Origin of the sequence: Streptococcus suis (assembly GCF_046032535.1) — a bacterium.
Taxonomy (GTDB): domain Bacteria; phylum Bacillota; class Bacilli; order Lactobacillales; family Streptococcaceae; genus Streptococcus; species Streptococcus suis_AK.
Genome location: NZ_JARQPL010000013.1, coordinates 33,815 through 46,545 on the forward strand (window position 1 = coordinate 33,815; position 12,731 = coordinate 46,545).

A 12,731-nucleotide genomic window follows, 5' to 3' on the forward strand; every position below is an offset into this window, starting at 1 on the left:
GGAAAATATGGAACGGAAACAGCGATTTACAATAAAAAAATTATCAATCGGTGTTGTCTCTATTTGCATCGGTTTTACTTTTCTTGCTCAAGCAAGTATTACAGTTGCAGCTGATGAAAAGGATACTGTAGCTTTTGTAACTGACAAGGTAGAAGCTGACGGAAGTGAAACTGCAGATTCAGTTGAAACGTTAGTGAATGAAAAAGCGGAACAAGATACAGGAAACACCGACGAAGATCCTGCATTAAACAAGACTAGAGAAGAACAACCTGAAGTAGCCCCTCTTGTCAGCAACACTAATGACAGTAAAAATGAGGTAGCCCCTTCAAGCTCTTCTGATACTGAAGACAGTTCACAAACAAGTGCCTCCCTCGAAACTGTGGAAACAGCGAGTAAGCCATCTACTATTTCTACTCCTGAACTATCCACTGAATCAGAAACAAATGAAACCAGCCTTTCAGAAGAGCCGGCTGGTACAATCGAAGGAAGTACTGCACTTCGCACAGCAGCAAATACAAATACAGCCCCAACAACAGCTGTTTCCACTGATGATACTGCAATCCAAGCAATCGAAAAAGGAAGCATCCCTCAGTCTAAAACGATAGCATCTCTAAACGCTGAAGAGAAACAAACTCTTAACAACCTCATTCTCACAAACTTTGAAACTAGCGCTGATAAAGTAGCTTTACTAGATGTTGTGAAACCTAAAGAATGGTTAAGCCCTGCTGACTCAACGAAGTATTTCATTCCACTGATCCAAAAGATTAGATTGGATGAAAAATACAAAAATCTCTCTAATGCTGAAAAAGTAGAAGAAGCAAGAAAATTAGCACTGATTGAAGCGAACAAAAACCTCTACGAAGATGCGAGTATTGAAGCTCTTGCGCCTGAGGCGAGAAACACTTTCCAACAACTTCTTGAATATAACAATGGTCAGCTACTTACGGAAAAATCAGGACTTACAGTTGAAACTCTAAAAAATAATCTTAGTCAACTGTATCGTGGTGTCCTATACCTCCAGCAACAATACTCCTTTGAAAAAGATTTACCACAAACTCTTGTCTTTACTCCCCACACAATCGGTAATATCCAAGCTGACCAGACAAGTGCCTATGACCGATTGATGGCTTATGGTGGTCGTATTACTGATAAACGATCGCTTGCTTTAAATCTTAATCAAATACAATTCAATAACCGTATGATTGGTCAATACACTGGTACCAAATCTACTGCTGAATTAGTTGAAAAAATAGCTCAATCTAAAGGAAAAGATGTAAATAGCTACTTTACAGAACAATCTCAGGCACTGATTGGAACTAGCCCAAATATTTCCATATTTGACTTATTGAAAACAAATAAGCCAGATTACATTCTCCCTATCCTCTCACAAGGAAGAGGAATTTACGTTGCGGGTACTAGCAATAGTTTGACTCTTGGACTTTTAGATTCGTATACAGACCTGTACCCTGAGTTGAAAAACTACAGCAAGGAACGTGGGGTACAACAACCTACATCTACTTTCTTCGAAAAAATCCTTACCTACCAAGAAAATTGGTTGACTTTCCTTAACTCTGCTAAAAAAGATAGTACAACTATTCCATTTACACTAGCAGTCGATACGATGAATGTCTATAACGAGACCACCAAAGCACACACTTGGTCACCTAACGAAGGCACTTCTGCACATTCTGCGGTACTCAACTTCTTCTCTCCAATGAATCTCTGGGAAAATTATGTTCGTTCAGGAGTTGGACTAGGAGGTGTTGCAAATGGTGAAAATATGATTAAAGCCTACGAGACACGCTTTATGCACAGTAACCTTTCAGGTGTCGCACTGTTCACTCACGAAATGACTCATACAAACGATGAGGCTAGGTTGTTCGGTGGAACTTATCGTAAAGAAGGTCGACGAGCTGGTCAAGGACCTGAAGTGTATGCACGAGGTTTATTTGAAGTAATTGATAATACACAAAACGGTGTTCCTGGTGAGTACAAACCTGTCTTTAATTTGAATACCGCTCTCACTATTGCTGAAAGTTCTAATCGTACTCAAGCATTAACACCTCAAACTTCTACAGAAAAGTTAGCAAATTACACAAAAAATCTTGTTGATTTAGTCGCTTATTTAGAAGCTGTTGAAGCGAGGGTTGCTTTAAAATCCCTAGCAGAAAATGAATTAGCTATTTATTTCAATAAGGTCGTCCAAGTACCTCGCAATACCACTTCTAACACTAGCACGACAACCACCAGTCTCCCTTCTACCAACGATGCATTTCTCCCCTATGGGCAGTTGACGGTTGCTTCACTTACTAAACCAACTAGCATCAATGATTTGGTTGACCAAGATGCAGTCAGTGGTCAGTTTATCCCTCGTGGAATTTCCCCTATCCTAACGGAATTAAGTCATAACCAATATGATCATGTCCCACTTCTAGAAAGCTTCTACGGTGCTTCAGAAGCTCCAAGTGGCAATAATACCGTTGGAGATATCTCTTTCAAGCGACATGCATATGAAATATTGGCATGGAAAGGCTGGGATGCCTTTATAAGTTACATTAGTAACAGATACAATAGCGACTCAGAAGCTTTTAAAGCAATCTTAGGAAACGAATATTCAGATTGGGCTAGTTTCAAAAAAGCGCAATATAAACGGTTAGAAGATAAGGAACCGGTTAATCAATTGTGGCAAACTAGCCAATTGGAGAAAGAGTTAGAAACAGCTATAAAAGCTGATTTAGCAGTATTAACCACCTATCGAAATTCAATTAACAGTCTACTTAACAGTCGTTCCACTGTTACTCAAACGCAGTTAGACCAAGCAGCTCAAAAAGCTTCAGTTGCTCGGTTAGCAACTAATGTCCGTAAAGTTAAATTAGATATTCTAAACAAAGCTCTACAGTTTAACAATCTAGAAGCTAGTATCTTTGAAGCACCAAAACAATCTGACATTATCTATGTAAAAAATGGCGGAAACGGACAAGGACTGACAGAAGATACCCCTATGGGAAGTTTGGCTGAAGCCTTGCAGAAAGCTACAGATGGTACTATCATCAAACTGGTCGGCAATGCCACCGAGCGAACTCCACTCGTCATCAATAAAGCAGTTACCATTGAGAGTGATAGCAGTGAAAATGCGATTATTTTTAATGAGAGTATTCAAATTTCAAATAACGTTACCCTACGTAATTTAAGTATTCATGCTTTAACAGAAAGCAATGTCCCTGGAAACATCTACATAGATGGTCAAGTGACAATGGATCATGTATCCACTCTTATATCCAATCGTCAAACTGATAAACGCCCTAGTCTTATCATAGGTTCATCAGCAGATACAACTGATAAGCGTGAATCCAGTTTGAAAATTTTAAATACAAATGAAACTGTTTTCGATAAGATGACCGTCCAAAATGCCGCAGATATTGCGATTGCAAATGGTACACAAATTAAAAACGGTGTCGAAGTGACTACACCTTCTCCTGTTACAATCACTTCCGAAAGTAATCAGGTCAATAAATTCCAAGCACCTGCAACCAATCAGGTAACCCTTATTTTTAATAATAGCAAAGCAAGTAATGTAGAGTTAAAAAACATCTCAAATCTCATAGTAAAAAACAATTCCTTTATCTCCCTAAACAGCCAATCACTCAATCCAATCCAACAGGCATTAACAGTAGAAACTGGTAGCCAAATAAATTTGGGAGATTTAGAAGCTCGTTTCCAATCACTTAAAGGAGATGGAATATTAGGATTCACAGATAAGGGACAATTAGCCTTACAAGATTTAGACGGACAAGCGACTATCCAGTTTAAACGCAAAGATATGAATTTCTCTGAATCAGACGGTAAGACATTTGTCACGATTGCTTCTAAACAAAGTGGCCTTTCAGTCAAGCTAATACCGCTGGATGAAATACTTAAAATGGACAAAGACGGAAATTACATCTATCATCAGCCTTACTCAGCAGGATATTATTTTGAATCCGTAGAACTTGATAAGATATTGCCAAGTGAAGTCGAAGATTTATTGCCAGAAGATAAGGAAAGTCCTAATCAAGCGATTCCACAACCAGAAGCGATTACTGAAATAGTTGTAGATGGGGATGGAAGATGGGTCTTTGACAGATGGGAACTTGATTCTAATAGTACTACAAAACGACAATTCTATACCGGTTACTGGCGCTACGAATCTTCACCTCAAACAACCGTTCGTTTTGAAGATGTTCCATTTACAACTATCTATCAAGCCGATGAAAACAGAACGGCTGGGGAAAAAGAAACTATCTCTAGCGGAAAACTTGGAAAGGCAAAAATTACTGAGACAGAAGGTTCTGAGCCAGTAAGAGAAGTCCTTGAAAAACCACAAAACGAAATTGTCGCTGTCGGTACAAAACCAGTTGTTGTAACCAACATCTTGAAATACAAGACAACTACCGTAGAAGACCCTGAATTGCCAAAAGGACACACAGAGACCGTCACTCAAGGTAAAGAAGGCAAGGAAATCATTACTACAACCTACACACTGGATACCAAAACTGGAAACATTACTGCGAACACCGTAACGGAAACAATTGAACCAGTCGAAAAAGTTGTGAAAATCGGAACCAAATCTTCCCCTCAAACAACCGTTCGTTTTGAAGAGATTCCATTTACAACTATCTATCAAGCCGACGAAAACAGAACGGCTGGGGAAAAAGAAACTATCTCTAGCGGAAAACTTGGAAAGGCAAAAATTACTGAGACAGAAGGTTCTGAGCCAGTAAGAGAAGTCCTTGAAAAACCACAAAACGAAATTGTCGCTGTCGGTACAAAACCAGTTGTTGTAACCAACATCTTGAAATACAAGACAACTACCGTAGAAGACCCTGAATTGCCAAAAGGACACACAGAGACCGTCACTCAAGGTAAAGAAGGCAAGGAAATCATTACTACAACCTACACACTGGATACCAAAACTGGAAACATTACTGCGAACACCGTAACGGAAACAATTGAACCAGTCGAAAAAGTTGTGAAAATCGGAACCAAATCTTCCCCTCAAACAACCGTTCGATTCGAAGAGATTCCGTTTACAGTTATCTACCAAGCTGACGAAAACAGAACAGCTGGAGAAAAAGAAACCATCTCTAGCGGAAAACTTGGAAAGGCAAAAATTACTGAGACAGAAGGTTCTGAGCCGGTAAGAGAAGTCCTTGAAAAACCACAAAACGAAATTGTCGCTGTCGGTACAAAACCAGTTGTTGTAACCAACATCTTGAAATACAAGACAACTACCGTAGAAGACCCTGAATTGCCAAAAGGACACACAGAAACCGTCACTCAAGGTAAAGAAGGCAAGGAAATCATCACTACGACCTACACACTGGATACCAAAACTGGAAACATTACTGCGAACACCGCAACGGAAACAATCGAACCAGTCGAACAAGTTGTGAAAATCGGAACCAAATCTTCCCCTCAAACAACCGTTCGATTCGAAGAGATTCCGTTTACAGTTATCTACCAAGCTGACGAAAACAGAACAGCTGGAGAAAAAGAAACCATCTCTAGCGGAAAACTTGGAAAGGCAAAAATTACTGAGACAGAAGGTTCTGAGCCGGTAAGAGAAGTCCTTGAAAAACCACAAAACGAAATTGTCGCTGTCGGTACAAAACCAGTTGTTGTAACCAACATCTTGAAATACAAGACAACTACCGTAGAAGACCCTGAATTGCCAAAAGGACACACAGAAACCGTCACTCAAGGTAAAGAAGGCAAGGAAATCATCACTACGACCTACACACTAGATACCAAAACTGGAAACATTACTGCGAACACCGCAACGGAAACAATCGAACCAGTCGAACAAGTTGTGAAAATTGGAACCAAATCTTCCCCTCAAACAACCGTTCGATTCGAAGAGATTCCGTTTACAGTTATCTACCAAGCTGACGAAAACAGAACAGCTGGAGAAAAAGAAACCATCTCTAGCGGAAAACTTGGAAAGGCAAAAATTACTGAGACAGAAGGTTCTGAGCCGGTAAGAGAAGTCCTTGAAAAACCACAAAACGAAATTGTCGCTGTCGGTACAAAACCAGTTGTTGTAACCAACATCTTGAAATACAAGACAACTACCGTAGAAGACCCTGAATTGCCAAAAGGACACACAGAAACCGTCACTCAAGGTAAAGAAGGCAAGGAAATCATCACTACGACCTACACACTAGATACCAAAACTGGAAACATTACTGCGAACACCGCAACGGAAACAATCGAACCAGTCGAACAAGTTGTGAAAATTGGAACTTTAGAAATAAAAGTTCCCGAAACTGCTCCTGAGCAACACATAAAACCTGAACTCAAATGGAGTACAACAATCATACCAATTCCTTTCCAAACGAAATACATCGTGGATAATCAGTTGAAACAGGGAGAAGAAATTATCCTTGTACAAGGCAAAGACGGTCAACGACAAATTATTGCTCTCATAAATGGCTCAGTCGTTGGAAGAAACGATGAAGAAATCATTTCTGATACCATCCTCCTTGAGCCGGTTGAACAAGTTATCAAAATCGGAAACCGCAGTACCGATAAAGCAATAGACCTCCCAAGCAAAAAAGAAAAAACAGATATTTCAAATCTTGGACTAACATTACCAAATAATAAAGTAAGCTCTACTCCAATTAAACTCGCAGAGACACCAAAATCAATTCAATATCTGACTGACAGGAAGTATGATTCAACAGTTTCTCCGAGCCAGCTTCAACAAACCAATGGCGTAATATTACCAAAAACAGGTGAACAAAAAGAAAACTTCCTGGCCAGATTGGGATACATTTCCCTATTATCTTTAGAATTTTGTTGGGCTATCTCAACTCTTCTCAAAAATAAAAGGAAGAGTAAATAATATGTATTTCCATCCCAAAAAAAGTTAGACTTTTCCATCTAACTTTTTAAGACAGTTCAACATAGGGTTACTTCTAATTCTTATGATATTGACGACTCCTTCCTTCTGATGGGAACTTTTGAAAGTCGACCAGATCTATACTAATCGTCTACCTCCTCTCCCAAGAGATAAAAAAACTCTTTGGAAATAAGAAAACAGTATTGAATAGAATAGCATAAACTTACTAATAGTCCTATGCCACCCAACTCCCTTAAAGGACTCTATAATTTCTATAGTGGGCAAATCCACTGTAGAAATTATAGATCCTTTTTTTCATATCATCACTCCCTCACCGTTTCAATCCTCCACTCCTTCCAACCTCGGAAGCGAATGGCTCCTTGCTGGTCTGTGCGATAGACTTGGATATTCCGGCTGTCAAAACGGTCCAAGGTTTCTTGGTGTGGATGTTTGTAGCGATTGTTTTCCCCAGCTGATACTAGGGCAATCTTGGCACCGATATGGTCTAAAAATTCTGGATAGGAAGAGCCTTTGGAGCCATGGTGACCGGCTTTGAGGACATCGACAGGCAGGTTGGGATAGGATTCTATCAATTCCAACTCCCCCTGCTCCAAATCTCCGGTAAAGAGAAAGTTCGTTTCCAACAAGCGACCGTAGAGAACAACAGAGTCATTATTACCCCCGTCGCCTGTCCCATCTGGATAGAGGACTTCCAGATAGGAGTCAAAAATCGGCAAGCGGTCGCCTACCGCCACCACATGGACAGGCACATTGATTTTTTTCAAGGTCGCTACAAAGTCAGGCACCGTCAGGCTTCCTGGCGACACGTAAATCCGTCCAATCTGGACCTGCTTAGCCACTTCCAGCACATCGCCCACATGGTCTGTGTCGGTGTGGGTCAGGACCAGACTATCAATCCTGTCCACACCTCGACTATGCAGATAGGGAATCAAAGTCCGCTCTGCATTTGCCTGCGAAGACCGCTCCTGCCACTCCTCCTTGGCCGCGAAATCGACTCGACCACCCACATCAATCAAGACCGTCCGCCCCCACATATCCCGCAAAAAGATGCTGTCCCCCTGCCCGATGTCCACCACCGTCACCTCGTTTTCCAGCGGGTGTTTGGTGATGAAAAATAGCAGAGCGAGGACCAAACTCAGTCCTAAGAGCCAGTTCTTCTTCCTGTGAAAATCGTAGAGCAAAAAGAGGCAGACCAGCAAGAGTAAGAGGACCAGCCCAGACGGCTTGCCCAGTATCCAAGGCCGAAAACCCAAATCTGCCACCCAGACAATGATTTTCTCCATAAAAACGAAAAATCCGTTGACCCAAGTCATCTTGACCAAGGGCGATAGAAGAAAAATGACCGACAAGCCTGGCAAAAGCAGGACATCAAAGACAAAGGAAAAGACAAAGGTCAAGAGGATAGACAAAGGCTGAAAGGCATAGAAATAGGTCATAAGCATCGGCAAAATTCCCAGCGAAATACTGAGGCTCTCCACCGCAGCCTTTTTGACCTGCCCCAAGTCTTCAAAATCAAAAACCGTCAGCAAAAAAGCATAGGTAAAGGTCAGGACACCACCAGCTGTCAAGAGAAATCGGGGCAGAATCAGCAGACAGACAAAGATTGTCACCGCAAAATTATCCAACTTCCGCAAGCCCATATTGCCTAAAATTTTCTGAACCAAAGACCGCACCACTGACACCGAAAATCCTGTCAAGCCCGCATAGACAAGGGAAAAGGGAATTTGTAACTTATCCACTGTTTCCTTGGTCAAGCCCAAACGCAGTAAAATCCAGCGAAACTTGTCGATGAAAAAGCCCACCTGCATACCAGACAGGGCAAAGAGATGAATGATTCCTAGACTGGAATAGAGGTCACTCATCTGGTCAAAATCACTATCCAGCTCCCCAAACAAAAGCCCTGTCATGTAGTGACTCATCGGAGCTGGAAAATTGGTTTTGACATAGATCAAGGCCTGCCTCCGCCAGCTTGACAGCCAGTCAAAAACATTCCAAGACTGGATAGGAACAATCTTCTTAATCGCCGTTAGCTTGATAGTCCGATAGATACCCTGTGTTTTCAGGTAAGCCTGATAGTCAAAGCCCTTGAAATTCCGCTGACCTGCTGGCAGGCTGACCTCTGCTTCCACTTCAAGCTGGACCAAATCTGTTAGCTTTTGAAAATAAGTCTGTTCCTCCTGACTGGCTAATTTGTAGAAAACTTGATAGATTTGTCCGTCAGCCCGACCACGAAAAGACAAGCTATCCCCGTTTACTTCAATCGTATCTGGAATAATCTGCACAGTCGTGACTTGCTCTGAGGCTGACTGGTCTGCCCGCTCCCATTGGACCTTTTGGCATCCGAAAAAGAGACCACACAGGGCTAGAAGCGGCAGCGTTTTGAGAAAAACTGCCTTACCTTGCCGAAACCCAAAGACAACTAGTAACAGACTGAACAGGCCCATTGTCAAGAGGGAAAAAGAGTGGACTGCAAAATAGGCCGCCACCGCCAAGACTGCCAGATGGATGGGCTGGCTGGGGAGCTTAATCGACCGTGACATAAGGCCGAATGCTTTCCATGGTCTTGTCGCCGATGCCCGAAACATTGTTGAGGTCATCCACCGACTTGAAGCCACCGTTGGCCTCACGATAGGCGATAATGTCCGCCGCTCGCTTGGAACCGATGCCCGAAATAGTCTGCAGGTCAGCCTCGGTCGCCGTGTTGAGATTGACTAGATTAGTGTTTTTTTCTTCTTGGGACATAGCAGAGCTGGTAGTCGTGCTGGCCACCACCGAGATGTTTTCGTCCTTACTAGCCACATAGACCACCGCCTCGTCGCTGAGCTTCTGAGCTAGATTGATAGACTTGGGGTCTGCCTGACTAGTCAAGCCGCCAGCTGCTTCAACCGCGTCATTGACCCTGCTACCCTCTTCTAAAGTGTAGAGTCCTGGCTTTGCTACCGCTCCTTTGACATCGACGACCAGCTGGCTGGGCTCTTCGCTTGCTTCTGCACTGGTTTCCTCGACCAACTCAGAGCTGCTAGAAGTTTGCTCTAGCTGTGGAAAATCTGTCAGTCCTGTCTGGTCAGATTTGGCAGGTTGGCTGAATATTAAGAATGTGGTCAGAAGCAAACCTGCAACTGCTGGCAGAGCAATCTGCCACTTGTATTCTTTAAGCATTTCTATATAAGTTTTGATTGTATCCATAAATTACCTCCACCTATATAGTTCGTAAAAAATACAAAAAACCCGCAAGCTGCGAGTTTCATTTACTTATTTTTTATCCAACTGAGTACTTGGTTGCCAGAAGAAGCTGGCAATATAGCTAAAGGCATAGGTCAATCCCAAGATAAGAGCAACCAGCAAAAGAACTGGGATACGGTAGATATAGGTCAAGATATTTGGTTTTTTCTTGGTTTGGAAAGATGCCGCATGGTCATCTAAGCGTTTGAACTCAGCCTCAATTCGGCTAGTTACTTCTGCTGTACCTGCATCATCCATACGCTTGATGTCCGAAACATCGATAGGATTTCCAAAAGCCACATCAATTCGCTCACCAGCTAAGAGCCCTTTGATAGTCATGGGACCCACATAGGTAGCTGGCATGAGTTTGACCTTGGCTGACTTGGCAATGACCGCCACACCACCTTTTAGCTCAGATGAATGACGACTTCCAGAAGGAAACATGACCAGCGAACGGTCACTTTTTTTCAACATGTTAACTGGATACTTGATGGCTGCCATGCCAGGATTGTCACGGTCAATTGGAAAGGCTCCACATTTTGAAATCCACCAACCAAAACCGCGGTCTTTGAAGAGTTCTTTTTTAGCCATAAAGATGAACTGCTTGGGAGCAGCTGCGTAGCCAAGAAAGACTGGATCCCAGAAGGTTTTGTGCGGAGCGATAAGAATATAATTTTCCTCCTGTGGCAAAATCTTCTCTCTATCATGATAGTGAATATTGCCATTGATGGCCCACAACAAGAATGTTAATAGTGTTCGTAGATAAGAATAAAACATAAACTTCTCCTTTTCAATCCCTCCTATTATAGCACAAATTTGCGTCAGAACGAAATGTCATATTCATTCAACTTTACGGTCAAAATACCCACTATTTACATAGCCCCCGACTTGTAAAAACCACTAGATAGGTTTACAATAGAAGCATGATTACAATTGAACGTGTATTAGAAATATTGAAGGCGGACAACAACTTCCGCCATATCAAACAGAATAACCAGACTGACAGCACATGGACGGATATCCAGTTTGACGCCCTCAGCTATGACAGCCGTAGGGTTAGCCCAACAACCCTCTTTTTTGCCAAGGGCTTGGCCTTTAAGAAGGAATTTCTGGAAAAAGCTATCGAGGTTGGGCTGGCTTTTTACGTGTCTGAAATCGACTATGAGGTCGGCATTCCTGCTATCATCGTCCACGACATCAAGCAGGCTATGAGCCTGATTGCCATGGAATTTCATGGGCATCCCCAGAAACAGCTCAAACTCCTGGCTTTCACCGGCACCAAGGGTAAGACAACGGCGGCTTATTTTGCTTTTAACATTCTCAAACAGAGCCACAAGCCTGCCATGCTTTCGACCATGAACACCACGCTGGACGGTGAGACTTTCTTTAAGTCTGCCCTAACCACGCCTGAAAGCCTGGACCTCTTTGCCATGATGGCGGAGGCGGTCAAGAACGGCATGACCCACTTGATTATGGAGGTGTCCAGCCAGGCCTATCTGGTCAAGCGGGTTTACGGGCTGACCTTTGATGTCGGTGTCTTCCTCAACATCAGCCCCGACCACATCGGCCCCATTGAGCACCCGACTTTTGAGGACTACTTCTACCACAAGCGGCTTTTGATGGACAATAGCAGAGCAGTCATTGTCAATGCTGGAATGGACCATTTTGAGGTCGTGAAAGACCAAGTCAGCTCAAAGGACCATGACTTCTATGGACCGACTTCTGAAAACCAAATTAGCCAGTCAGCAGGTTTTGACTTCACAGCGACTGGCAAATTGGCTGGCCATTACGACATCCAGCTGATTGGTGGCTTCAACCAAGAAAATGCCATCGCAGCAGGACTGGCCTGTCTCCGCTTGGGTGCAAGCCTGGACGATATTCACACAGGAATTGCCCAAACCAATGTCCCTGGCCGCATGGAAGTCCTGACCCAGCAAAATGGTGCCAAGGTCTTTGTGGACTACGCCCACAACGGCGACAGCGTGAAAAAGTTAATCGATGTCGTCTTGGAACACCAGACAGGCAAGGTTATCTTGATACTTGGAGCTCCAGGTAACAAGGGAGAAAGCCGCCGCAAGGACTTCGGACTTCTACTCAATGACTATCCACAGATTGAGGTCATTCTGACAGCTGATGACCCTAACCGTGAAAATCCTGCAGCAATTGCCCAGCAAATCCGTGCCCACATGACCCGTCCAAGCAACTTTATCTTGGACCGGGAAGAAGCCATTCGCACAGCCATGAGTCAGACAAGCTCTCCGAAAGATGCCGTCATCATCGCAGGCAAGGGGGCTGACGCCTACCAGATTGTAAACGGCGAAAAGGTCGCCTATGACGGTGACATCGAAGTAGCAAAACAATATTTGTAATATACGGAGGCTGGGCAAAAAGCCCAGCACCGCTTATCAAAGTTAGTGTCAACATCTCAGCGCAGTGGTTGATTGGCTTTAACAGTCCAGTGGACTGTTAAAGGTTGGAGATAGTATTTGCGAAGTAAATCTCAGCAATTCGTGTTTTACACTCCAAATCTAACCATTACGACTGATGCGAACAGAGTTCGCTTCATTTCCAACCTCCAACAGTCACTACTCTGACTGTTGGAGCTATG

At 43.1% G+C, this 12,731-nt stretch carries 5 protein-coding genes; 2 read left to right on the top strand and 3 right to left on the bottom strand.

Annotated elements, in window-relative coordinates:
• The first annotated feature begins 7 nt into the window (after nucleotides 1-7).
• Nucleotides 8-6,883 (top strand): G5 domain-containing protein, encoded by a 6,876-nt coding sequence (locus P7J58_RS05780; protein WP_408572568.1) that lies wholly within the window; start codon nucleotides 8-10, stop codon nucleotides 6,881-6,883.
• Nucleotides 6,884-7,203: 320 nt separating this feature from the next.
• On the opposite strand, the gene P7J58_RS05785 is transcribed toward P7J58_RS05780, so the two are convergent.
• The 3 genes from P7J58_RS05785 to P7J58_RS05795 form a co-directional block, all read right to left on the bottom strand.
• The gene (locus tag P7J58_RS05785; protein WP_408555911.1) at nucleotides 7,204-9,441 is read right to left on the bottom strand and encodes a DNA internalization-related competence protein ComEC/Rec2; all 2,238 of its coding nucleotides are present in this window, start codon (nucleotides 9,439-9,441) and stop codon (nucleotides 7,204-7,206) included.
• Nucleotides 9,425-10,087 carry a helix-hairpin-helix domain-containing protein gene (locus P7J58_RS05790; protein ID WP_408555910.1) on the bottom strand — a complete coding sequence of 221 codons (663 nt, stop codon included), beginning with the start codon at nucleotides 10,085-10,087 and terminating at the stop codon, nucleotides 9,425-9,427. The genes P7J58_RS05785 and P7J58_RS05790 overlap by 17 nt, the downstream gene beginning before the upstream one ends.
• A gap of 66 nt (nucleotides 10,088-10,153) precedes the next feature.
• On the bottom strand, nucleotides 10,154-10,900 hold the full coding sequence (locus tag P7J58_RS05795) for a lysophospholipid acyltransferase family protein (protein WP_014735985.1): 747 nt from the start codon (nucleotides 10,898-10,900) through the stop codon (nucleotides 10,154-10,156).
• A 146-nt stretch (nucleotides 10,901-11,046) separates the two neighbouring features.
• Here P7J58_RS05795 and P7J58_RS05800 point away from each other — a divergent pair, with 146 nt between their 5' ends.
• Entirely contained in the window at nucleotides 11,047-12,492 is a 1,446-nt protein-coding gene (locus P7J58_RS05800; RefSeq protein ID WP_408555909.1) for a UDP-N-acetylmuramoyl-L-alanyl-D-glutamate--L-lysine ligase, read from the top strand.
• Nucleotides 12,493-12,731 lie beyond the last annotated feature (239 nt).

What these genes read in the sequence shown, in the direction of transcription:
- P7J58_RS05780 (WP_408572568.1), top strand. Translation starts at nt 8, where the DNA reads ATGGAACGGAAACAGCGATTTACAATAAAAAAATTATCAATCGGTGTT.
- P7J58_RS05785 (WP_408555911.1), bottom strand. Translation starts at nt 9,441, where the DNA reads ATGTCACGGTCGATTAAGCTCCCCAGCCAGCCCATCCATCTGGCAGTC.
- P7J58_RS05790 (WP_408555910.1), bottom strand. Translation starts at nt 10,087, where the DNA reads ATGGATACAATCAAAACTTATATAGAAATGCTTAAAGAATACAAGTGG.
- P7J58_RS05795 (WP_014735985.1), bottom strand. Translation starts at nt 10,900, where the DNA reads ATGTTTTATTCTTATCTACGAACACTATTAACATTCTTGTTGTGGGCC.
- P7J58_RS05800 (WP_408555909.1), top strand. Translation starts at nt 11,047, where the DNA reads ATGATTACAATTGAACGTGTATTAGAAATATTGAAGGCGGACAACAAC.